Source organism: Algoriphagus machipongonensis (genome assembly GCF_000166275.1).
GTDB classification, from domain to species: Bacteria; Bacteroidota; Bacteroidia; order Cytophagales; family Cyclobacteriaceae; genus Algoriphagus; species Algoriphagus machipongonensis.
Genome location: NZ_CM001023.1, coordinates 2,703,183 through 2,726,914, shown reverse-complemented (window position 1 = coordinate 2,726,914; position 23,732 = coordinate 2,703,183). Strand labels below are relative to the sequence as shown.

Below are 23,732 nucleotides of genomic sequence, written 5' to 3'. Positions count from 1 at the left end.
AAAAAGCAACTCATCTCTTAGGATGACTTTGCGGGTTTTTTGATAAAAAGTTTATTAAAGTTCTTTTGTAGGTAGGTTAAAGTTTTTTCTTGATCAGGCTTTTTGGTACCCGTAAGTTTCTCCACGGTCTTCGCCATGACTCGGTGAAGGTCATTCACATGATCCACGTCCACTTTGGTGTCACAGGACAAAGGCGTGAGATCAGGAAAAGTTGTTCTTGGAACTGATTCAGTTAAAACCCCGGAAAGACTTGGTGCTGCTTTATCCCGCTCTGTGAGATTTCCATCAAGCTGGAAGCATTCCTGAACCGTTTTAATGATTGAGGTATGATCGTAGGGAACATATCCGCTGGGTCTGGCGATCAATCCTTCTGATATGTAGGGGTTGATCAATACGCAGGGAACTCTTACCCCAAAGCGATTGAATAGAAACCCATCTTGACCAGGCGTATTATTAGGATCTGGATTTACAGCTTCTCCTGGTGGTGGAACATGGTCGTAACAGCCTCCATGCTCATCATAAGTGACAATAAGTAGGGTATTTTCAAAGACTTTAGAATTTTTGACAGCATTATAAACATCAGCTATCAGTTTCTCTCCAGTGCGTATATCTGTAGGTGGATGCTGATCATTTTGACCTTCTCCTCCATAAGTTGGTTCTAAAAATGAATAACTGGGGATTGTGCCCTTTTGACATTTTTGGAAAAAGCTATCCAAGGAATCAAAATTCGAATCGAACTTAGGGTCATGTAAGCCTGTCATACAAAGACGGGTAAGAGAAAAATAATCCTTTCCAAACTCTCCTAATTTATCTTCCTCTTTTTTCTTTTCGGAAGTTGACATCAGGTTATTTCCAAAAATCCCCCAACTTAAATCTGTCCTATTTTGTGTATCAATAGCTTCCTGAATTTGCTGATAAATCGTTTTGCTACTACAATCGGCATTGGGAGTATTATTTACATTTCCTCCAGAAGTAGCTGCATGAACAAAACTTCTATTCGGTAAAGTCTGACTAGGTATAGAGCAGTGGTAATGATCACAAACTGCAAATCCTTTGGCCAAACCAGAAAGAATTGGGGTCTGAGCTGGAGTATAGCACTTCATTATATCTCTAGGGTTGGAAGGCTGACTTCCAAAACTATAAGTCCCATAAAGCATGGCATTCTGATAATTTTGAACAAAGCCCATGTTGACAGGGTCAGGCGGATATTCCTGAGCTACATTATAATGGCTGAAAAGCTGGTGGTTGGTATCTTTAAACCCTTCTCCCGGGTCTGGACATGGTAGACAAAAGTTTTCTGGATTGGGAACTTCCTTTCCATAACTGTATTTCTTTTCACCATTTTGCTCAATCCCAACTTTTTCGATGAAGGGAATCCCATCCGAGTCAATATTGTTAAGTGGATTCCAAAGCCCATAATTCAAACCTTCAAATTCTTGATTATTGTTAGGCTTTTGATCGTAGTAAAGCCAACCCAATAGGTTGTCAAAAGAGCGATTTTCCAGCATTAAAACGACAATATGCTTGATGTTTTTTTGAAGTCTTTCCGTTTGATCTGATAAGTATTGGCTCATGGCTTTGGGAGTTCATTTGAATCTACTTTTAAGGTTCCATCTCGATGCATTTCTATTGGAATTCGATCATATTCACTTTCCCAATATCCAGCGACGTTCTCATCTTTCCATTCTGTGAAATAGCCTAAAGCCAAAGACACTTGTAGTGAAAAGTCACAGGAGGTAGCAGTCTCATCATAAGAAGTCGCACACCTAAGGTTTTCAAAATATCTTTTGAACTCCTCAGCTTGGGTGTCAGTAAGTTTTGTTAATTGACCCAGAGCATTTGTATCTCCAATAAATGCCTCTTTTGGAACTAATGGAGCCACCTGAGGGAATTCTGCAGTTGCATGACAAGACATACAAGAAGATGTATTTAAATCCACAGGCCCATCTAATCTTCCTCCCCAACCAAGATGCTGTGGAGGTAATTTTGTAGAGTCTGGGTTGATTTTAGTCTGCTTTAGATTCGGATTAATAATTGTCCGTGTCACTGGATAAGGATTGATGAAATTGGTGGTATCCTGAGGATCATTTCCAAATTGTATTCCTACGGGAACCAAATTTTCTGCTCGCATGGAGCCTTCTTTTCCATCATTGAGTTTTCCGTTATAACAGAAGGTTCCAAAAACCCAACCAGTACCATATTTATCTGCTCTAGGATCCCTAACCATGATATCCATCTGTATCAGATGCATAGGTTTAATAATTCTTCCTGTATCCAATCCATTATTCCAACTGGGAGTGATATAAGCGTCCCAAGTCATGGGATTGACTAAATAATCTACTTCACTTTCATCAGCGTCAGTAAAGAGTAATTTGAAGATTACGGTGCCTACAGGAAAACCATTAGGTTCTTGGGTTGCATAGGGATCTGGATTATCTCCATCTTTCCACATTTGCGCTAGTGTATACCCAGCAAATTCATTGTAAAAACCAAGTGCATAGGTTTGGTGTTCTTCCGTTTGATTAGGCCCTAATTGATAAGGTCCAATTTCTGCTTCTTTTGCGAGTCCATGAAAGCCTTCTGAACCTTGCGGTCCCCAGTGCATCCAAGGCATATGGTACCAGTTTCTCACTTTACTTTTTTGAGCTACAAAGTCAACCTCAATCATCCCTTCGAAAGAATAGTCTCGAACAGCATTGATGTATTCCATCCAGTGTTCATCCTCATCAAATGGAATGTTCAGAAATTCGGGTAATTCAGAATCATCTGGCAAAGTCAATGGATAATCTTGACTTAGTTTAAACACTTTTTTTCCGGGATATTTACTTTGAAATTCTTCGGGGCTGATCATTTTCCCAAAATCAGGAAAATTGTTATTGACCGTCTCTTTTAATTCGTTTCCGGTATCGGAACTTTCATTGGTTGAAGATGTGCAAGAATTGAAAATAATTGCTGAAGAGAAAAAGCAAATAACTGCCATCCCCCTCTTTTGAAAATAGTTTGAAAACATCTTGAAATAGATTTAGGGATAAAAAATTGATTTAAAAGTTAGCTTAATATAATGGTTTAAATCCTTAAAATTTAGATGTTTAGAAATTTTTTGTGAGATAATTAACTGATTTTCAGTAGGTAATTTATAAAAGTGAAATTAATTATTTAGTCATTTTTTACTCCCAAATACTTTTAACCTTATTTCAAATTAAAAAATCTGATTGTGAGGAGAGATTTCACCAAAGTGAAAGCTTGATTTCACTGACCGTCTAAAAAAGACTTCTAAACACTGTCTTTTCTTTTTGTAAATTATAATCAATAAAACCATCAACTAAACTTATGAATTATAATTACCGATCGATTCGGGCATTGATTATATGCCTGGGAATTGCATTTACTGGGCATGAAACCTATGCTCAAGAACAAAAATCACCTGTTGACCCAACTTTTTATAGTAGCTACGAATGGAGAAATATAGGTCCTGATCGTGGTGGGAGATCTTTGGGTTCGGCCGGAAGTCCCGGAAGGAAGAATGAATATTATTTTGGAGCAACTGGTGGAGGTCTGTGGAAGACTACCGATGGAGGAAATGAATGGTTTCCTGTAACTGATGGGAAAATCACCTCCTCCAGTATTGGTGCGGTTGCAGTAGCTGAAACCAATCCAGATGTGGTTTACATAGGAGGTGGAGAAACTCAATTAAGAGGTAGTATCACCCAAGGAGACGGAGTTTATAAGTCTACGGATGGAGGTGAAACATGGAGAGATCTAGGGTTAAAGGAAACACAAGCTATTTCGAGAATTAGAATTCACCCAACAAATCCAGATGTCGTGTATGTTGCTGCTTTGGGACATCCCTATGGTGAAAATGAAGAAAGAGGCGTCTTTCGTTCTACCGATGGCGGAAACAATTGGGAAAAGGTACTTTATGTAAGTGACAAAGCTGGAGCTGCTGATTTGATCATTGATAGGACTAATCCAGAGGTGCTATATGCTTCTACTTGGCAAGTGTACCGAAAAGCTTGGAAAATGTGGGGAGGTGGACCTGATTCTAAGTTATGGAAATCCACTGATGGTGGAGATACCTGGACTGATTTAACATCTAACCCAGGAATGCCTGAAGGCCCTATAGGTAAAATTGGGGTGACGGTCTCCCCTGCCAACCCTAACCGAGTTTGGGCAATTGTGGAAGCCAATGAAGGTGGTGTTTTCCGGTCAGATGATGCTGGAAAAACCTGGAAGAAAGTAAATGATGAAAGGAAGCTCCGACAGAGAGCTTTTTACTATTCTAGAATTTATGCTGATCCGATCGACGAAAATACTGTTTATGGATTGAATGTTGACTTTTGGAAATCCACTGATGGTGGAGAGACATTTGATGTAGAAATCAGGGTTCCTCATGGGGATAATCATGATTTATGGATTGATCCTAATGACCCTATGCGAATGATTTCCTCTAATGATGGTGGTGGCGTAGTCAGTATCAATGGAGGAAAAACCTGGACGGAAGAAGATTATCCAACCTCCCAATTTTACCATGTCATGACTACTTCGGATGTACCCTACCATGTGGCAGGTGCGCAGCAGGATAACTCTACTTTGGCGATGCCTTCTGAAGGTTGGAATCATAAATTGGGCAGAGGTCCTGGACATGGATACCATTATGCCGTGGGTGGTGGAGAAAGTGGTTGGATTACACAAAGCCCAACAGACCCAGACGTATTTTATGCAGGTTCACAAGGTGCTCTTTTAACTAGATATAACCGTAAAACTGGGCAATACAGAGATATTCAAGTATATCCTAGGTTCTTTTCTGGTGAGCCTGCTTCTGCCCTTCCAGAAAGATGGCAATGGACATTTCCTATCATGTTCTCTCCATTAGACCCATCGATTATGTACACGACCTCCCAGCATGTCTGGAAGACCACCAATGATGGACAGACTTGGGAAAAGATAAGTCCAGACTTGACCTATGCCGATCCAGAGACACTGGGTAAAACCGGTGGCGTAATCACAATGGATATGAACGGTCCTGAAATCTATGCAACGGTATTTGCCCTTGCTCCTTCCATGCATGATGTGAATACCATTTGGGCGGGTTCTGATGATGGAATGGTACATATCACCCGGGACGGAGGTCAAAATTGGGAAGATATTACACCTCCAGAACTTCCAAAATTCTCTAGAGTGAGTATTATTGATGAGGGTAAATTTGCTCCTGGTACTTTGTATTTGGCAGCCAATCGGTACCAAGTAGATGATAGGCAGCCTTATGTTTTTAAAACCAAGGATTTTGGAAAAACTTGGACTAAAATCATTGATGGAATTGAAGATGGACATTTTGCAAGAGCCATTCGTGAAGATTTAGAAAAGCCAGGACTTTTGTATTTGGCAACCGAACATGGGGTCTATGTCTCTTTCAATGATGGAGACTATTGGCAATCTCTTCAATTGAATTTGCCTGATACTCCCATCAGGGATTTGGTTTTGAAAAATGATGATGTGGTCTTAGGATCACATGGAAGAGGATTTTGGATATTGGATGATATCGGGCCGCTCCGTGAAGCTGTGGAAGTAAACTCCAATAATGAAGTGAAATTATTCGAACCAGCAGATCCAATTAGAGGTGTATACAATGCGGCTATTCAGTATTATTTGCCTACGGAGGCTGATTCTGTCGTAATAGAAATTAAAGATGATGCAGGGAACCTAATCAATACCTATACAGGCAAGAAAGATAAGAAAGGAAGAAATGTGCCGGGTGTAGAGAAAGGCTTAAACACCTTCACATGGGATATGAGATACCCTGGAGCTACAGTTTTTGATGGAATGATTATCTGGTCAGGTAGACCCCAAAGAGGTCCCATGGCACCAATTGGAGATTATCAAGTGACTTTGAAAACTGCAGGTGTAGAGGAAAGTACTTCTTTTACATTAGAGATGGACCCCAATTTAGAAGGTGTGACAGCAGAAGATCTGCAAGAACAATTTGATTTGGCAATCCAGATCAGAGACAAAGTTTCTGCAGCAAATGAGGCAGTGATTTTAATTCGGGATATTCGAGAGCAGGCTGGAGAAATTGAAGCCAATTCAAAAGTAAAATCTCAAATTGATGAGATTTTGGGTAAAATGAAAGTCATTGAAGAGGATCTCTATCAGGTTAAAAATCAATCTGGACAAGATCCATTAAACTTTCCGATTAAATTAAACAACAGACTGGCATCTCTTCAAAGAAGCGTAGAAAGTGGGCAGGCAAAACCCACTGATGCAGCTTATGTGGTTTTTGAGGAGCTTTCGGCTGAGTTGGAAGGCCATCTATCCAAACTTGATGAAATTCTAAATTCAGAATTGAAGAAATTAAATGAAACACTGCCACAGAAAATATCCATTGATAAGAAGTAAATAATAAGGAATGAAGAGGCTGTCTCATAATTGGTTTTTGTCACATTGAGCACTTGAGAGACGAGAGTCTCGAAATCGAAATGTCGGTCATTTCGTTCAAAAAGGCCTTCGATTTGCGCGACTTTTGTCGCTCCAGTGCTTAGGCAGACAAATTTGAGACTTTTGAGACAGCCTCTTTTTTTTGACAGATGAAACAGAGTTTTTCTGAAATAGCGAAATTAAAAAAATACCAAAAAGATCATTCGATTCGTGTGGAGCTTTTGGGGTCAAAGGAGTCACTATTGCAAGTGATGTTTCACTCAAGTTCAGGTAGTTGGGAAATATTCATTGAGGATGAATACAATGATTTTGAAGAATCTAATCAACTGATATGTATATACCTTTGCTTGAGGTCATTGGAAGATTATGTGGAGGAACCGGATTTTCTTGCTTGGTCCAATTTGTATGGTATAGATGATTTTGATCCTTTTTGGTTGGACTATTACCGTGGCTTGGCCAAAATCAGGTATGAGATTGAGTTTCACTTAGGAGAAATTGACTCGTTTATTAACTCTCTGGATTACGAACTTAGGTCCGGAGCCATTTATGAATTGACAAAAAATAAAGGCAATCGGGAATGATTGCCTTTGTCTTTGAAAGTCTAAATGACTGTAGTTAATTGAGTAGTTCTAAGTAACAGCTTGTTGAGAACAAGGTAAAAAGGCAATCCAAGGACTTAATTTAATAGGGTTATTGTTTTTGAGTGATAAGTATTCTGCCACTCTCCCATCAAAATATTTTATGTCTATGCCAGAATATAAATCAAGCAATGATTGATGCTCTTTGATCAAGTCTCTTTGTCTTCTATTTTCAGACTTAATCAGGTGAATTACTATTTCTCTGACTTGATCTTTGCTCAGTAAAAAATCCAATATTCCTTCCTTGAGTATTTTCTTTTTCTTCCTGACCTGTTTGTTATAATCAACTACTGCCAAAGGTGGAAGAGGTCCGTAATGTGCAACGAACGTATGTTCAGGTCCATAAGCTTTTGTTCCAAAATCATTTTTCCAGTCATTCATTCTTGATATGCTTGGGAGGTCTACATTTCTCAAAACCAAAGTGTCATACCAAAATCTCTTTCCGGATGGTAAAAATTTATGATTCCTGATAGGAATATTTCTTTTATCGGACCATTCGTTCATAAAATGAAAAAGAGGTCGGTTGAAAGTGAGAACATCATGATGAGAGGTCAAATGATCGGGTTCTCTCTTAAAAACACTTTTAAATTTATCATACTGAGCTTGAAACTCTAGGATGATTTGGTGGACATATTGATCTGCTTCATAGTCTTTATTGAATTTTGTGAATTTTTTGAAACAGCCCTTATCATCCAAAAGTAATCCTACATCCGCGGGGTTTGCTACTGGTTCTCCCGAAGTCATGGTAAAATGTAAACCTAAATGGGTTGTATCAATTAGTGGAATATCAGAGCTTTTGCTGCAGTTGTTTTTCAGGAATTCATAAAGCTCAGTTAAATTGGATTCAGTTTTTCCATTGACCAAAATGGCTACTGAGTTAATCCACTTGTTATATAAAGCCATTTTTGCTCCTTCATCAATCTCCTGAACGATCCCAATATCATCGGCCGTAATCAAAAGCTTTTTTTCAATAAAAGGGACCGATTGAGGTGTATGAATGGTTCCACTCCAAACAAATGTGTGGTTCGTCAAAACATACCAAATATCGGTAGATCGGTACATTTCCCCTTTAATAGCATGTGATATTTCGATTTCAGAACCTGCGTTCAAAAGGACTCCTTTCCTTGCATTTACAGAAGGATAATCAATTCTCGAATTCATCAGTGTTGTGGCAATACCTCGATACGTTTCCATCACCCAATTGCTTTAGTGATTACATCTTCAGAACCCTTCTTTTCTGGATTATTTGCAGGTATCTGAATGGAAGGGCGAACTTTCATCAGTTTATTCAACAAGTCAAACCAAAATGGTGCGCCTAATGAAAATGCAAATGCAGAAATAAGCCAACCTAAAATTGCTGGAAAATTGTCTTCTTTATTATTGCTTAATACAGAAGTATATTGATCCATTTCCTTCTTTACTGAACTGATATAATCTCTCTGTTCGGAAGTCATGTTTTCGGTGATTCCATCCGGATTATTAGCAATAAATTCCTGCGCACTATCCACTAAAAGTGTTCTCATGGTTTCATTCTGAGACAAATCCTTTACCAGGTGAATGGTGTCTACATTAAACAATGCCGCAATTATAAAACCTACTAAGAAGGTCAGGAAAGTGACTTTTCTTTTATACCAACCCGAAATTCTATCCATTTGCTCTTCAAACCAATGGTTGATAAGGCTTTGAAATTTTTCAATGTCATTTTCTGATTTATTCCACAGAGAACTTAATTGATATTTTGTATCTGGACCTATGTTCAAGTCTTCATGAAAAGACTCTCCAAATCTTTGCAATCTCTTTTGAAGGTCATTTTTTAAAAAATCAAGTTCTTCCTGAGTGGCTTCTATTTCAAAAGAACTGCTACTTGGTTTTGATTTGAGATCCTTCAAATCAGCTTTTAACTGATCGATTCTAGCCTCCAACTCTGATAAATCAAAAGGTAATATTTGCCCCAAAGAAGCTGAGATATTATCTGTCGATTCCTCATGATATCCTTTCTTCAAAATATCTACAAGCGTGCTACTAAACCTATTTGCCGAAATGTAGGAAGGCTTGGTATTGATCCCTTTATGACCTAAATATTTGATGGAAGGGTGTTTATAGAAAAACTGTGTGAATGCATTGGTGGAGAATGAATAAAATAGGTTAAGAAATGTGTGATTCCACTTACTGGATTGGTTATCATCTGCCAATAGCCGGTCAATTCCTGTTTGTAAATTTTTTGACCTGGAGCCAAAAGAGGAAGTGATAAATTCTATCACTGTCATGGCAAAAAGGCTGTATAGCAAGTAAATGAAAACCAAACTTATGAATACATCTAAAACAGTCAGGCCAGTCATATTTAAAAGAGCATTAAGGTTTATGAAAGAACTATTTGATTAAAAAATTTAAGCTTAATTTAATTGAATTTTTCAAAACATCATATAACCATCTGTCATTCAATTATCTAAAGATTGGTTCCAAATGCAGTACCTTTTACCTTATTCTTAGAAAAAAGAAGTTTGAAACTCATGGCATGTTTATTCAGTTTGAGTTAGGTATTTAGTCCTCTTTTTTCTGATGAGGAGGTGAAGTTTTTAATATATCAATGGAATGAGAAAGCAGTTCGGTGGTAAGATCACCAAAAGTGATATTGAAAAATATAAAGAAATTGAAAACTGGGATGGTGAAAAGTTTCTCAACCTAGAGCCTACAAGTATGGATTTTAGCTTTCAAGCCCTTCCTAAATTTTTATACAAGCAGTTTTGTGAGAAGGAAGGCAGGGAGTCTAAAAAGCCTATTCCAGTCATTGGATTTGATAAAAAGGAGTTTTTGAAACCCTCTGAGAAGGCGAAATTCATTTGGTATGGACATTCCGCAATTCTCCTGCGATTGAATAATAAGACCATTCTTATTGATCCCATGCTTGGACCTAATGCCTCTCCTATAGCTCCTTTTTCCACAAAACGATTTAGCCAAGATACTTTATCTCTTATCGATGAGTTCCCTGAAATTGATTTGCTTTTGATGACCCATGATCATTATGACCACTTAGACTTGGATAGTATTCTCAAGCTAAAAGGAAAAGTGAAACAATATTATGTAGGAATGGGCGTAGCTCGTCATCTTGTCAAATGGGGTATTGATTCTGATCTGATAACTGAGTTTAATTGGTGGAAAAGTGAAGATTTGAATAATATTCAAATAACCTATACACCTACGAGACATTTTTCTGGTAGAGGGCTGACAGACAGAGCAAAATCCATGTGGGGTGGCTGGGCATTTAAAACAAATAATGAAAATATCTGGTTTAGCGGAGATGGTGGATATGGGGAGCATTTTGAAGAAGTAGGAAAGCGTTTAGGTCCTTTTGATTTTGCCTGGATGGAATGTGGACAATACAATGAAAACTGGAGGTTAATTCACTTATTTCCAGATGAAAGTGTTCAAGCAGCCATGGATGGCCAAGCCAAGCAAATTATGCCTGTTCATTGGGCTGGATTTTCTTTGGCGCAACATTCTTGGACCGAACCTGTGGAAAAATTTATAGAATCGGCAGAAAGAAGGGAAATAGACTATATCACTCCCATGATAGGTGAATTGATCACACTTGATAGACCTAGGGAGAATAAAGCTTGGTGGAAGAATCACTGAGAAAAATAATTATTTCTTATTCTAAGATGTAGATGATTGCCTTGGAAACATTACGAGTTCTTACCTAGTTTGACAATAATTGATTAACTTAATAATCCTCAGATATTTAAACCAAATTAATCATGAAAAATAAAAGTCTGCTTATAGGTATTTGTCTACTGATGACATCCATTTTGGCATTTACTTTTCGTTCGGTTGAGCTGCCTTATGGTATGGCCAAAGGCACACCCGAAATCAAGTCCATTACCTCTTTGGCTTTTGGCCCAGAGGGAGTTCTTTTTCTTGGAGATTCCAAAAGTGCCTCAGTTTTTGCAATCAACACCAAGGATAATGAATATACCAAAGACATAGAAAGCATTGATTTAAAAGGGATCGATAAAAAGTTAGCGGATCGCATGGGTACCACAGTGGATAACATCTCCATTTTGGATATTGCAGTAAACCCTACTTCCAAGAAAGTTTATATGGCTGTCCAAGCTGCAGATGGAACTCCAGTTTTGTTAAAGTTAGAAGGAGATCAAATGATGCCTGTTTCTTTAGAGGATGTTGAATTTGCTTCTGTTGAACTCAATAATTCACCTGCGGAAGATGCCAAAGATGGAAGAGGTCGCTCATTGAGAGTTTCTTCAATTTCTGACTTGGGTTATTCCAATGGAAAATTATTGGTTAGTGGTCTATCCAATCAAGAATTCAGTTCCACGTTCCGAAGTATCCCTTTTCCATTCACAGATGATCAGGATTTTGCATCTTTAGAGATCTTTCATGCTGCTCATGGAAGGTACGAGACTACTTCCCCAATCAAGACGTTTACTACTGCTGAAATCAATGGTAAGGAATACTTGGTGGCTAGTTATACATGTACACCTTTAGTTTTATTCCCGATGGACGATTTGACTGCTGGGAAGCATATCAAAGGAAGAACGATTGCAGAAATGGGTAGTGGAAATCAGCCTTTGGATATATTGAATGTTGAAAAAGATGGTAAGTCCTACCTGGTGATGGCAAATTCCAATAGACCAGTTTTCAGAGTTAATTTTGAAGATATAGAAAGCTTTGAAGGTTCACTTACTGAGCCAGTTCCAGATAACTTTGCAACTGAGGGAGTTGACTTTGTTTCTATGCCCTTAACAAATGTGCAGCAATTAGATAAAATGGATGATGGAACCATGATAATTCTTCAAAGGAAATCCAATGGATCACTAGATTTATGGAGTACAGATAAAGCTGAATATTTACTGAGATAATGATTGTTTATTTTTTTAAAATCAGGTTATGTTTCATTCATAATCTGATTTTTTTTGTTTCAATACTCTTGGTTTCCTGCTCGGAAAATAACGAGATAGATTATGCTGTTTTATGGGATGATCAAAAAGCGATAGGAATCAAAATTCCAGATCTACTTGAAGCAAAGGATTTAGAAATTCGGTTAGTTCAGGATACTGAGAGGGTTTCAATTTTTGGTGAATTAAAAACACAAAATGAAGTCAAAGTATTTAAGCCTATTATTCCATTTACTAGGGGCTTAACCTATGAAATACTGGTAAAAGGTAAAGTTGTCAAAGAGATTTCTATTCCAACTCTGGACGATGTGGAAATGATCCCTGTGGTGGAATCAGTTTTCCCAAGCCAGGATACTGTTCCAGAAAACCTACTTAAAGTCTATTTGAAATTTTCTCAACCCATGAAAGAGGGAGTGGCATTAAATTATATAAAACTTCTGGACGCCGATCAAGATACAGTACCTGCTGTCTTTTTAAACCTTCAACCTGAATTATGGGATCAAACAGGAACACAATTGACGGTATGGTTGGATCCGGGGAGGATTAAAAGAGATTTAATTCCCAATTTAGAAATGGGAGCTCCTTTGGAAAAAAATCAAAATTATAAACTGATTGTTACAGAGGGTTGGAAAAGCAAAAATGGTTTAGCTATGTCTTCAGACTTCATAAAAGCTTATACAGTCACTGATCGGGATAGCGTATCTCCCACTCCATCAAATTGGGAATTAGAGGTACCTAAAGCTGAGACCAAGGATGCGTTTCAAATGAATTTTTTAGAGCCTTTGGATTATGCATTATTACAAGAGGTTTTTATTATAAAAAGTGAAGAGAATTTAGAGATTCCCGGAACATGGGAACTTGCTAGCCACGAAAACAGGATTAGATTTTTACCTACTGAAAGATGGAAGGCTGGAAGTTATAAAGTGGAAATCGAAACTCGCTTAGAGGATTTGGCTGGCAATAACTTGAATCGACTTTTTGAGATTGATTTAGAAAACAATCAATCAAAGGAATCCGAAGAAGCAATTTCAACGATAGAGTTTTCTGTTAAAAATTAATTAAAACAAGTTTTGATTAATACCCCAAATCCTTGGGCCACTTCTCTCCTGCTGGTATTGCAAAATCCAATCTGTTTTCTTTTGGGGGAATAGGACAAGTTGCAAATTTTGTAAATGCACAGGGTGGATTGTAGGCATAGTTAAAATCCAGATTAAGTTTGCCGGTTCTATCAGGAAAACCGACATACATATATCTACCTGAAGGATAGGTTTCCTTTTCATTTGTTAGATCTGAAAAAATCACCCAAAGTTTACCCTCTTCCTCAAAAGCCAAAAGCTCATGATCTTGACCTTCATATTGGAATAAAATATGCCCCATTACATTCACCTCATATTCTTGCCCCACTACATTTTTTATCAAGATCGATTCATTGAATTTTGGAATGAATTGGGCTTCTATCGACCAATTTTCTTGGTATCCATAGGCAGGGATTCCATTAAACTTTGAAATCGAAGGGTGGTTCAAATTTCGGGTTCTAACTCCAAAAGATTCATCTCTTTCAATTATGGACCATTTCCAAGGAGGAATTTTCAATGCATTACTACCATAGCTTTCCTCTGGAAATTGGAGAATTTTCGAAGGTAAATTGAATTTTTCCCTCGTCCTTGAATTGGGAATAAACCATACAGAATCAGCATTCCACTCAAAATAACCAAGGTTTTCATTCCTAGATTGAGTCTCTAAAATGAGCTCTTGATTGAGGGTGTTTAAGAATTTTAATTCATTATTAAGCCAAAATAAACCAGAAAGATTAAGCCATCCATTTTCAGATGTGACTTCTTCAATTCGATCATTTTTCCAATCCTCAAAATCCGCTTTCCCCAAATTTTTAACCTGGGAATATGAATTGAAATAAACCAATCCTAAAAGGAACAAAAGGAGTATGTTTTTGTGCTGAATCATGAGTTTATTTGATCTTAAGTAGTAAATATTTGCCTAAGGTATACTTCAAGCTTAGGCTAACTCCTCAACCCTGCCTTCGTAATCAAATTGCAAATCTTCATGCAAAGTGCTAATCAATTTTTGCACTTTATTTAATTGCACTTGGTATAAATTATCAATAACCCGATTGTCATGTTCCAAAAACCCATGCTCTTTCATTTGCTCGCAGAAAAACAACAATCCTTCAACTTGATCAGGTTTATGCTTACTGAGTTTAAGGAGTTTGTTCATTTTCCTACGAATTTTCTGGATGGACTTCTTCGCATAATAAGAATGGTCGGCTCTTGCTAAGTCAAATTCAGTTTCCAATTCTTCCTGAACCATTTGTAGGTATAAGCCTGGTGAATCCCTGCCATATAATTTAAAGAACAAATAGGCTTTATTATCCCTACTGAATTTACTTAAATCTACAATCAGGTCTTTCAGCTCTTGTTCGTTTAAATGGCTCAATTCTTTTTTGATCTCCGCCAAACTTGGAATCTGCATAGGTTGATTTTTATTCTACTTTATTTATTTAAAAGGAATACTCATTAGGGCCAAACAGGTTTGAATACCTTCAAGGTAATTTCCGATTCGTATGTTTTCATTGGGTGCGTGAATGCTGTTGTCAGGATTGGGAATTCTAACTGATACAGCCGGTACACCTAAACTATTGATAAAAGGAGCCATTGGCTGTGAGCCTCCTGTGGTTCTGGTATTAATGAAGTTCTCATCAAAGATATAATTCATTCCCTCTTTGAGCCAATCTCCAAATGGGGAATCTATCTCTGACCTAAAGGGTGCTGATCCTATCCTAAAATCAAAAGATGCCAGTTTAGGATAATTTTGTCTATCTGTTGCTGTCGGTTTCCCGTCAACCAGATGATAGCCTTGATCGACAATAAACTTTCTGAGTAGAGCTATTTGCCTTTCTGCAGGAGTTTCTTTTACTAACCTCATATCGATTTCTGCAATGGCTTCCGAAGGAATTAAAGTTCTCACTTCTTCTCCAACCCAAGCTGCCTGGAGTCCGCGAACATTCAATGATGGATATTGTAAGGCTTCCTGAAGCGTGTTTCCTACTTTTTCCGATTCTGCAAAACCCAATTCATTTTTGATGGTTTCCAAATCTTCAGGAACTTCTTTCATTGCTTGGATATCTGCTTCTGTAAGTTCTATACCATCATAGAATCCTGGTATAAGGACTTTTCCTTGATCATCTTTCATTGCTGCCAATAGTTTTGAAAGAGAGAAAACTGGGTTGGGTGCAAAATTTCCATATTGCCCTGAATGAAGGTCGTTTTTAGCTCCAAAGACTTTGATCGTAGCTGTAGCGATTCCTCTAGCCCCAAATGTCAAATTGGGCAAATTGGAGATGTGGCGAGTGCCATCCATGATGAGAATACCATCGGCTTTGAATAATTGTTTGTTTTGGGAAACTACATCAGCTAATTCGGGAGAGCTCAACTCCTCTTGAAAATCCAAGATAAACTTTAGATTCACAGAAGGAGTATTTCCAGTTCGTCTCAGTATATCTAAGGCTGTTAAAAATGTCATTGTCGGACCTTTGGAGTCTGAGGCTGATCTGGCAAATATTTTCCATTCTGGATCAATGGGACCTTCTAAAAAATTCCAATTGATTTCTTCCCAAGAATCTCCTTCTTCCATCTTTAAAGCTGGGATATATGGGCTTTCCTGATCCCAAGAGCTTGAATCAACAGGCTGGCCATCGATCTGCATGTACACCAAAATGGTTTTCTTTTTTGGATCCATTTCGCCTGCTGCAAATAGATGTGGCACCCTACCGGATTTCAATTCTTGAGTTTTAAACCCTCTACTTTCCAAAGCTTCTTTGCACCAAGCTAGATTCGCCTGAATATCTGAAGGAAGGGATCCGTTGTTTGGGATACTCAGATACTCCTTAAATTTCAATAGCGATGATCTCAACTCTTTGTTGGACTCTTTAATGATTTCATCCCTAGTCAACTGAGCAAAAGTGTGTTGAATTAATAGGAGAAATAGAATTAAGGAGAAGTAGCTTTTTTTCATGGGGAGGATATTGGTAGAGAAAGATAGCATATTTTAAAAATTAGTATGGCTGATGCTTTAAAAAGAGCTGAATTGTAGCATGGTCAATAAAGGAAGGATTTATAAGGGATGATTAATGTTAGAAAACTTATAAAAAATAAATCTTTTAGGCCGTTTAAAGGGATTCTTTTGATTTCGATGCAAGGGTACCTTATCTTAATCAAGAATATTCTCTTGAAACGTTAATTTGAACAATGAAAGAATTCCAGTCTATCATTCAAGCATATGATTTATACAAAAGCTCAGGGAAGAAAATAGCTTTGGCAACAGTGGTCCATGTGGATGGTTCAGCCTACAGAAGACCGGGTGCCAGAATGCTTGTATCAGAAGATGGGGAACTCACAGGAGCAATTAGCGGTGGTTGTCTTGAAGGGGATGCTCTTCGAAAAGCTCAGTCTGTAATTTTTAAACAAAAATCCATGCTTGTCACCTATGACACCACGGATGAAGATGATCAGAAATTTGGAGTGGGACTTGGTTGCAATGGCATTATTCAGGTTTTAATAGAACCCATAGATTATTCTGATGAATTGAATTCTGTGAATTTGTTAAAAATGGCGCTCTCAGATAGAAATGTAAGTACACTGGTGACCATTTTTTCTATTAAAAATTCCAGGTCTGAACAAGTGGGAACAGTCATTTTATCAAATAATGGAATTTCAGAAGGACATTTGGATAAGGTAGACCCTGTGTTACTGGAAAGTATTTTGGCACAAGTCAATGATAGAGACAGTATGGGAAGTTTGATCAAAAGCTATCCCGAACATGATTCTGTTCAGGTCTTTTATGAGAAAGTGAAACCTCCTACCCGACTTTTACTTTTTGGGGCCGGAAATGACACCATTCCCTTATCTCAATTGGCCGATATTTTAGGTTTTGAATTAATTTTAATTGATGGTAGAGCTAATCAAGCAACCAAAAGCCGCTTTCCAAAAGCAAAAACAATTATTCTTGGAACTGCTAATGAGGTGGTGAAAAATTTAGAAATTGATTCTCAGACTGTAGCTCTATTGATGACTCATAATTTTGAGTACGAATGTGTGGTTTTGGAGCAGCTCCTTCAGTTTCCAATACCCTATATTGGAATTTTAGGTCCCAAGAAGAAGTCCGAAAAAATGATCCAACGCTTAGAAAGTCATGGAATATCCATTGAAAAGGACAATCTTTACTCCCCAATGGGATTAGATATTGGAGCCGAAGGTTCCGAAGAAATTGCATTATCAATTTTAGCTGAAATCAAAGCGGTTTTAGCAGGAAAAAATGGAGGTTTCTTAAAAGATAAGGAAGGCCCCATACACGAGGAAATAGCATGAGCAACCCAAGAACAGGGATCGTAATATTAGCAGCTGGAGAATCCTCCAGATTAGGTTATCCAAAACAAATTGCCCGATACAAGGACAAGACTTTATTGCAATTGGCAATAGATGCAGCAAATGGATCCAAAGCAGATAAAAGAGTTTTGGTTTTAGGAGCTTTTAAAGATGAAATCAAAAAGACTTTCTCAGGAGCAAGTATCCCAAATATCCCCAATCCAAAATGGGAAAAAGGAATGTCTTCAACCTTAGTAAAAGGATTAGAATACCTTCAAAAGATCGAGCCTGTTGATCAAGTGGTGATTATGCTCTGTGACCAACCTTTTGTAGATTCAAAAATCATTGACAAATTAATTGATGCTCAGGCGAAATCAGGAAAAGGAATCGTTGCCTGTAAATACTCCAAAACTTTTGGAGTCCCTATACTTTTTGATAAAAAATATTTCACGCAATTATTAGCTTTAACGGGTGACGAAGGAGGAAAAAGTATTGCTCAGGCCAATGAAGAAGATCTTGAGCTAGTAACTTTTGCGAAAGGTAAAACGGATGTGGATACGGAAGCTGATTTAAGAGATTTGAATCTATAAGAATTAATTCAATTTCCTGAGTTCTGTCACCACATGAGTCACCCACTCCACAGTATCTAAAATTTCTTGTTCGGTCGTATTTCTTCCCAAACTGAAGCGTATGGAAGATCTACCTAATTCATGCTCTAGGCCCATCGCTTGGAGTACATGGGAAGGTTTTGGAGAGATACTTGTACAAGCAGAACCCGAACTAACAGCTACCTGTTGACACACCTTTCTCAATAATTCCTCGCCTTCTGTTCCTTCGAAAGCAATATTTGAAACATGAGGTAATCGATTGTTTTGACTTCCGTTCAGTTTGGTTCCTGGGATTTCTAATATGCTTTCTTCCAATTGATTACGCAATAAGGACATTTTGGAAATTTCGGTTTCCATTTCTTCCATTCTCATTTCGGCAGCCTTTCCCATACCTACTATTCCTGGAACATTTAATGTGCCGCTTCTAAAACCTTTTTCATGTCCTCCTCCTGTGATTTGTGCCAAAGGTTTAGGAAGAGAATGATTGTGGCGTATAAAAAGTGCTCCTACTCCCTTGGGTCCATAAAATTTATGCGCTGAGATAGCCATCAAATGGATTCCTCTATTGTGAAGTGGAATCTTACCTGCAGCTTGAACAGCGTCTGTTAAAAAAATAATATCATTTGTTTCAGCCAATTCAGATATTTCCTCTATTGGATGAATTATACCTGTTTCATTATTTGCCCACATCAAGGCAATCATTTTTGTATGAGGTAAGATAGTATCCTTTAATTCCTGATAGCTAATATTTCCTTCATGGTCCACAGGTAGATAAGTGACATCAGCACCTTCTTTCTCCAATTCGGCCATGGTATCCAAGACGGCCTTGTGTTCCGTCTGACAAGTGATATAATGCTGTTTTTCTCCCTTATAGAGTTCAAAAGTGCCCTTAATTGCTAAATTAATCGCTTCTGTTGCCCCTGAAGTAAAAATAATTTCCTTGGATCTAGCTCCCAGTAAATTCGCAACTTGCTCTCTGGCAATTTCAACAGCATCCTCCGCAACCCAGCCAAAAGCATGAGATTTACTGGAAGCATTCCCAAAATGTTGTTGAAACCAAGGTATCATAGCCTCTATAACTTCTGGAGCACATGGAGTAGTTGCATTGTAATCTAGGTAAACGGGATACTTCATAGGATGAAATTAACAGTTTTCTTGAGATCTTTGTTTTTGTTTTTTCCAAAGTATGGAATACAGGTAGGAAGCAATACCTTAGAGTTTTTGGATAATGAAATGGAGAAAATACTTATAATCTAATGTTAGATTTTTGTACCATTGAAATTTGATTGATGAAAGAGACTTGGACATTAAAACTTACAAAAGAAGAATTAGAAGACCCTAATCAAGGTATACCTAGGATCATTGCAGACAAGGAAAATGAATTGGGGATATTCCTTTCTTATTACTTCAAAAAAGAAGGAGCTGTCGCGGAACAAGTCGTGTTAGAAGGGAAGCCTGATTTTGAAACCAATTCCTCAGGGAAATTGACTTTGTCATTTGTGTTGGTTCATTTTAATGCCTGCTTAGCCATCCACGAACAAGCGAAAGATAAAATGGAAATCTCCTATCGAATTGATTCTCAAAATAAAGAATTACAGTTAGAAGGGCCTTTTTGGGAAGAAAGAGGAATGGATGAAATTTAAACCATTCAATAAAATTTTATGACCTAAAGAAAGACCTCTCAGAATTCCTGAGAGGTCTTGTTGTATAATTAAGCATGGAACGTCAAAGCAAGTGATTAAGCTCGTTTGATTTCTAAGTTAAGATCTGAGAATTCTTCTTGTTCTATGAATGGTTGTCTTCTCAGTCTTCTTTTAGTGGCTTTGTATATAGCGTTGGCCACCGCACCACCTGTAGGAGGAAGCGCTGGTTCACCCAATCCAGTAGGATCAAATCCACTATCTACATAATGCACATCAATTTGTGGTACTTCTTTCATCCTGATGAGTCGGTATTTATCAAAATTCTTCTGAGTAGGAAGTCCATTCTCAAAAGTCAAGTTACCGTACATCGCATGCCCCATTCCATCTACGATTCCTCCCCTCACTTGATGGTTGGCTCCAGTTGGATTGATTACCATTCCACAATCAGTGGCTGCTGTGATTTTCTTGAGTACAGGACTTCCGTTTTCCATCTCAATATCAGCTACTTGAGCCACGTAAGTTCTATGAGAGAAGTAAACAGAGAATCCTTGGCTAACATTGGAGTCTTTACCCCAATTTGATTTCTCAGCAGCGGTTTTGATAACTCCAATCATTCGGTCTGCATCATAGCCGAGCTCCCCACCCACTGGATTTGCTTTTGCTCTTTCCAAAAGTGAAAGTCGAAATTCTACCGGATCTCTTTGAGCCGCCAAAGCAACCTCATCCAAGAAGGATTGTTCTGCATAGGCAAGGAAGTTGGTAATTGGTGCTCTCCAAGGGTTGGTTGTAATGGGAGATTTATGATCAATACTTTCAATTAACACATTATCGACAGCTCCAGAAGGGAAATTATTTTGTCTAGTACTATTTCCAGCATTAATTCCTGCTCCTTTTAATTTGTAGCCAACCATATTGCCATTGGCATCTAATGCGGCTTCAAACCGATAGCGAACTGCAGGTCGATAAGCACCACCTGTGATATCATCTTCTCGACTCCAAGTTACTTTCACTGGAGCTTTCATCATTTGTGAAACTTTTACAGCTTCCTCTACATAATCAGCTCTTAACCTTCTTCCGAAACCTCCTCCCAATCGAGTGATTTCGACTGTGATGTTCTCTTTAGGAATCCCCAAGACTTCAGCAGCTGTTGAAGCTGCACGATCTGGAGTTTGCGTTGGTCCCACAAGCTCAGCAGAGTTTTCTTTGACATGAGCAAAGAAGTTCATCGGCTCCATGGGAGAATGGGAAAGAAAAGGACATTGATATTCAGCAGTTACCACTTGAGCGGCGGTACTGAAAGCTTGCTCAACGTTTCCATCTCTTCTTCTTTCTTCCGCATTATTGGAAGCCAGCATTTCTTTAAAGAGGCGATCGTGATCTGCAGAGCTTTCTACCAAGCCATCTGGCTCATACTCTACTTTCAATAGCTTTTTCGCCTTCATCAAAGGCCAGGTAGAGCTTCCTATAATCGCAACACTATTGTCAAATTGAAGTACATCTGAAATTCCTGCTACTCCTTTCGCTTCGGAATCATCAATTGATTTGATTTTCATTCCGAAAGGTGGACGCTGAATCATCGCATGTAGCATTCCCTCCCTATAAAAGTCTAAACCATAAAGAGGCTTTCCAGTGAAAATGGCAGGATTGTCTACATTTTTAACAGGCGTACCAATGATTTTAAAGTCCTTAGGATTCTTTAATGGGACATCCTCTGGAGCTTCTAAGTTAGAAGCAGCAATAGCTAGATCTCCAAAACTTGCTTCCTTACCACTGTTCTTATGGGATACAAATCCTTTAGAAGCGGTAATTTCACTTGCAGGAACTCCCCATTCTTTCGCAGCTGCAGCTATTAACAAATATTTGGCTGTGGCTCCGGCCTTTCTAAGTCTTTCCCAAGAATGAGGCATGGCACCAGATCCACCCGTCAGTTGACGGTCAAACTTATTTTGATCCAAGTTTGCCTGGATGACATGTACCCTTTCCCAGTCAGCATCTAATTCCTCGGCAACAACCATTGGAAAAGATGTCTTAATATTTTGCCCTAATTCAGGATTAGGTGAGTAAATGACAATATCTCCACTGGGAGCAATGGAAAGATATGCGTTGAAATTTTTAGCTTGTGCAAGAACTTCTTCTTCGCTCAAGACTTCCATTTTTGGAGAATCACAGCTCATCCAGTTGAAGCCAATAAACAAGCCTCCTGCGGTAGTTCCTGCAATCTTTAGAAAATCTCTTCTATTTGTTTTTGTCAGTGTAGCCATGATTTTTAGATTTTAGCTGCTTTAGCAACTGCTTCTCTTATTTTATGATAGGTTCCACAGCGACAAAGGTTCCTGTTCATCGCATTTTCTATTTCTTCCATACTAGGAGATGGATTCTTTTTTAGGAAGGCCGCAGCATTCATGATTTGACCTGCTTGGCAATAACCACATTGGGCGACATCTACATCTTCCCAGGCTTGTTGAACCGGGTGGTCTCCTTTTTCAGAAAGTCCTTCTATAGTTGTGATTTCATCCTCTCCAACACTTGAAACTGGCATGGAGCAGGAGAAAATTGCTTCTCCATTCATATGGACCGTGCAGGCACCGCATTGTGCTATACCGCAGGAATATTTTGTTCCGACTAAACCCAAATGGTCTCGGAGTACCCAGAGTAAGGGAGTATCCTCCTCCACTTCCACTGAATGGGATGAACCGTTAATTTTTAGATTAAAGTTTGCCATGTTATATATGTTTGAGCATTAATTTAATGAAAAGGCCTGTTTTTTCTTAGCCGTTGGTGGAAATTAAAAAATTGAATTTCAATTGGTAGACTACTTTACCATCTATTAAAAATTTAATCCTATTCGAGAGGAATCTGTTCTGAATAAATTGTATCAATCTCAGGTGTAATTGGCACCTTTTCACCAGTTTTGGAGTTGCACATAGAAATTTATTCACACTACATAATCGACCGAATGCTAAAAACAGTTTTTAAACTCCTTAAGACTATCCTCTATTTTTTCCTTACTATGGGCTTGATATTGGGTCTTATCGGTGTCCTTTTTGTCTACCTAAGTCCAGAATTTGGTGCTGATCCCAATGAGGAGAAGGTAGCTCAATTTGAGAAGTTAGATCATTATTCCGATGGGGAGTTTCATAACCTGATTCCGACCAATATGGATATGGATATAGCAAAGGCGATCAAAATGCTTCCTGAATTTTTTAAAAATGATCCTAGCAGAAAGCCTGATTTTGAGATTCCTATCGAGAAAGTTGATTCCCTAGAACTGACATCGCTAAGCATTCCAACTCGATTGATTTGGTTTGGACATTCTGCTTTTTTGCTTCAAATAGATGGGAAAAATATTTTGATAGACCCTATGTTGGGTGAAGTCCCTGCTCCTCACCCTTGGCTAGGAAAAAAACGTTTTAGCAAGGAATTACCGATAGAAATTGAGCAACTTCCAGAAATAGACCTTATTATTTTCTCCCATGACCATTACGATCATTTGGACTATGGTTCGGTCCAAAAACTGATGAGTAAGACTAAGTCATTTTACGTTCCATTGGGAGTGGGATCTCATTTAGAAGCTTGGGGCGTGGAACCAGAAATAATTCATGAAATGGATTGGTGGCAAGAAATTGATGCTCAAGGATTGAAACTTGTTTTCACCCCGTCAAGGCATTTTTCGGGCAGAGGTCTGAATAATAGATTCGCTACACTTTGGGGCTCTTGGGTGATTAGTGGAGCTCAAGAAAACCTTTATTTCAGTGGTGATGGTGGATATGGTCCTCATTTTAAAGAAATTGGTCAAAAATACGGTCCATTTGATTTCGCTATGCTCGAATGTGGTCAGTATAATGAACGATGGAAGGAAATTCATATGATGCCAGAAGAGACTGCGTTGGCAGCAAAAGATATCCAGGCAGAGGTTTTTATGCCGATACATTGGGCTGCATTTTCCTTAGCGATGCACTCTTGGACTGACCCTGTGGAGCGAGTTTTGATCAAAGCGAATTCCATCCAACAGCCTATTTATATCCCGAAAATCGGATCTAGAATAGAAATTAATGGAAATTTGAATTCGAAAGAAAAATGGTGGGTCAAGCCGGAATAATCATGTAAATGGCCTGATTTT

The 23,732-nt window shown here is 38.3% G+C and carries 19 protein-coding genes; 9 read left to right on the top strand and 10 right to left on the bottom strand.

Annotation, left to right across the window (positions count from 1 at the left end):
- Positions 1-17 precede the first annotated feature (17 nt).
- A complete protein-coding gene (locus ALPR1_RS11505) occupies positions 18-1,574 on the bottom strand; it encodes an alkaline phosphatase family protein (RefSeq protein ID WP_008200860.1) in 1,557 nt (518 codons plus the stop codon).
- Positions 1,571-3,010 carry a hypothetical protein gene (locus ALPR1_RS20320; RefSeq protein ID WP_050776393.1) on the bottom strand — a complete coding sequence of 480 codons (1,440 nt, stop codon included), beginning with the start codon at positions 3,008-3,010 and terminating at the stop codon, positions 1,571-1,573. The genes ALPR1_RS11505 and ALPR1_RS20320 overlap by 4 nt, the downstream gene beginning before the upstream one ends.
- 320 nt (positions 3,011-3,330) lie before the next feature.
- Here ALPR1_RS20320 and ALPR1_RS11495 point away from each other — a divergent pair, with 320 nt between their 5' ends.
- Together ALPR1_RS11495 and ALPR1_RS11490 are read left to right on the top strand one after the other, a co-directional pair.
- Positions 3,331-6,393 (top strand): VPS10 domain-containing protein, encoded by a 3,063-nt coding sequence (locus ALPR1_RS11495; RefSeq protein ID WP_008200856.1) that lies wholly within the window; start codon positions 3,331-3,333, stop codon positions 6,391-6,393.
- Between the two features lie 188 nt (positions 6,394-6,581).
- Positions 6,582-7,013, top strand: coding sequence for a hypothetical protein (locus ALPR1_RS11490; RefSeq protein ID WP_008200853.1), 432 nt, complete (start codon positions 6,582-6,584; stop codon positions 7,011-7,013).
- Positions 7,014-7,061: 48 nt separating this feature from the next.
- Here the strand turns inward: ALPR1_RS11490 and ALPR1_RS11485 are convergent, their stop codons facing one another.
- Positions 7,062-8,264 carry a ChbG/HpnK family deacetylase gene (locus tag ALPR1_RS11485; protein WP_008200851.1) on the bottom strand — a complete coding sequence of 401 codons (1,203 nt, stop codon included), beginning with the start codon at positions 8,262-8,264 and terminating at the stop codon, positions 7,062-7,064.
- The gene (locus ALPR1_RS11480; RefSeq protein WP_008200849.1) at positions 8,264-9,409 is read right to left on the bottom strand and encodes a hypothetical protein; all 1,146 of its coding nucleotides are present in this window, start codon (positions 9,407-9,409) and stop codon (positions 8,264-8,266) included. The genes ALPR1_RS11485 and ALPR1_RS11480 overlap by 1 nt, the downstream gene beginning before the upstream one ends.
- Before the next feature lie 253 nt (positions 9,410-9,662).
- On the opposite strand from ALPR1_RS11480, the gene ALPR1_RS11475 reads away from it, so the two are divergent.
- The 3 genes from ALPR1_RS11475 (at position 9,663) to ALPR1_RS11465 (ending at position 13,041) form a co-directional block, all read left to right on the top strand.
- Positions 9,663-10,703, top strand: coding sequence for an MBL fold metallo-hydrolase (locus ALPR1_RS11475; protein ID WP_008200847.1), 1,041 nt, complete (start codon positions 9,663-9,665; stop codon positions 10,701-10,703).
- A 122-nt stretch (positions 10,704-10,825) separates the two neighbouring features.
- Positions 10,826-11,947, top strand: a complete 1,122-nt coding sequence (locus ALPR1_RS11470; protein ID WP_008200846.1) for a hypothetical protein — start codon at positions 10,826-10,828, stop codon at positions 11,945-11,947.
- A gap of 68 nt (positions 11,948-12,015) precedes the next feature.
- Positions 12,016-13,041, top strand: a complete 1,026-nt coding sequence (locus ALPR1_RS11465) for an Ig-like domain-containing protein (protein WP_008200844.1) — start codon at positions 12,016-12,018, stop codon at positions 13,039-13,041.
- Between the two features lie 16 nt (positions 13,042-13,057).
- Here ALPR1_RS11465 and ALPR1_RS11460 read toward each other — a convergent pair whose 3' ends face one another.
- Genes ALPR1_RS11460 through ALPR1_RS11450 form a run of 3 tightly spaced genes read right to left on the bottom strand, consistent with a single transcriptional unit; the run spans position 13,058 to position 16,012 of the window.
- Positions 13,058-13,945, bottom strand: coding sequence for a DUF1684 domain-containing protein (locus tag ALPR1_RS11460; protein ID WP_008200842.1), 888 nt, complete (start codon positions 13,943-13,945; stop codon positions 13,058-13,060).
- Positions 13,946-13,996: 51 nt separating this feature from the next.
- On the bottom strand, positions 13,997-14,470 hold the full coding sequence (locus tag ALPR1_RS11455; RefSeq protein WP_008200841.1) for a hypothetical protein: 474 nt from the start codon (positions 14,468-14,470) through the stop codon (positions 13,997-13,999).
- A gap of 24 nt (positions 14,471-14,494) precedes the next feature.
- Positions 14,495-16,012 carry a M20/M25/M40 family metallo-hydrolase gene (locus ALPR1_RS11450; RefSeq protein WP_040303555.1) on the bottom strand — a complete coding sequence of 506 codons (1,518 nt, stop codon included), beginning with the start codon at positions 16,010-16,012 and terminating at the stop codon, positions 14,495-14,497.
- Between the two features lie 233 nt (positions 16,013-16,245).
- Between ALPR1_RS11450 and ALPR1_RS11445 the strand changes: the two genes are divergently transcribed.
- Both ALPR1_RS11445 and ALPR1_RS11440 read left to right on the top strand, forming a co-directional pair.
- Positions 16,246-17,364, top strand: a complete 1,119-nt coding sequence (locus ALPR1_RS11445; protein WP_008200839.1) for an XdhC family protein — start codon at positions 16,246-16,248, stop codon at positions 17,362-17,364.
- Positions 17,361-17,951: a nucleotidyltransferase family protein gene (locus tag ALPR1_RS11440; protein ID WP_008200838.1), complete on the top strand. Its 591-nt coding sequence runs from the start codon at positions 17,361-17,363 to the stop codon at positions 17,949-17,951. The genes ALPR1_RS11445 and ALPR1_RS11440 overlap by 4 nt, the downstream gene beginning before the upstream one ends.
- Positions 17,952-17,954: 3 nt before the next feature.
- Here ALPR1_RS11440 and ALPR1_RS11435 read toward each other — a convergent pair whose 3' ends face one another.
- A complete protein-coding gene (locus tag ALPR1_RS11435) occupies positions 17,955-19,103 on the bottom strand; it encodes a cysteine desulfurase family protein (RefSeq protein WP_008200837.1) in 1,149 nt (382 codons plus the stop codon).
- Between the two features lie 155 nt (positions 19,104-19,258).
- Here ALPR1_RS11435 and ALPR1_RS11430 point away from each other — a divergent pair, with 155 nt between their 5' ends.
- Positions 19,259-19,612 (top strand): hypothetical protein, encoded by a 354-nt coding sequence (locus ALPR1_RS11430; protein WP_008200835.1) that lies wholly within the window; start codon positions 19,259-19,261, stop codon positions 19,610-19,612.
- Between the two features lie 95 nt (positions 19,613-19,707).
- On the opposite strand, the gene ALPR1_RS11425 is transcribed toward ALPR1_RS11430, so the two are convergent.
- Together ALPR1_RS11425 and ALPR1_RS11420 are read right to left on the bottom strand one after the other, a co-directional pair.
- Entirely contained in the window at positions 19,708-21,873 is a 2,166-nt protein-coding gene (locus ALPR1_RS11425) for a xanthine dehydrogenase family protein molybdopterin-binding subunit (protein WP_008200833.1), read from the bottom strand.
- A 5-nt stretch (positions 21,874-21,878) separates the two neighbouring features.
- Positions 21,879-22,334, bottom strand: a complete 456-nt coding sequence (locus tag ALPR1_RS11420; RefSeq protein WP_008200832.1) for a (2Fe-2S)-binding protein — start codon at positions 22,332-22,334, stop codon at positions 21,879-21,881.
- 234 nt (positions 22,335-22,568) lie between these two features.
- Between ALPR1_RS11420 and ALPR1_RS11415 the strand changes: the two genes are divergently transcribed.
- A complete protein-coding gene (locus ALPR1_RS11415) occupies positions 22,569-23,711 on the top strand; it encodes an MBL fold metallo-hydrolase (RefSeq protein WP_153231802.1) in 1,143 nt (380 codons plus the stop codon).
- Positions 23,712-23,732: the final 21 nt, after the last annotated feature.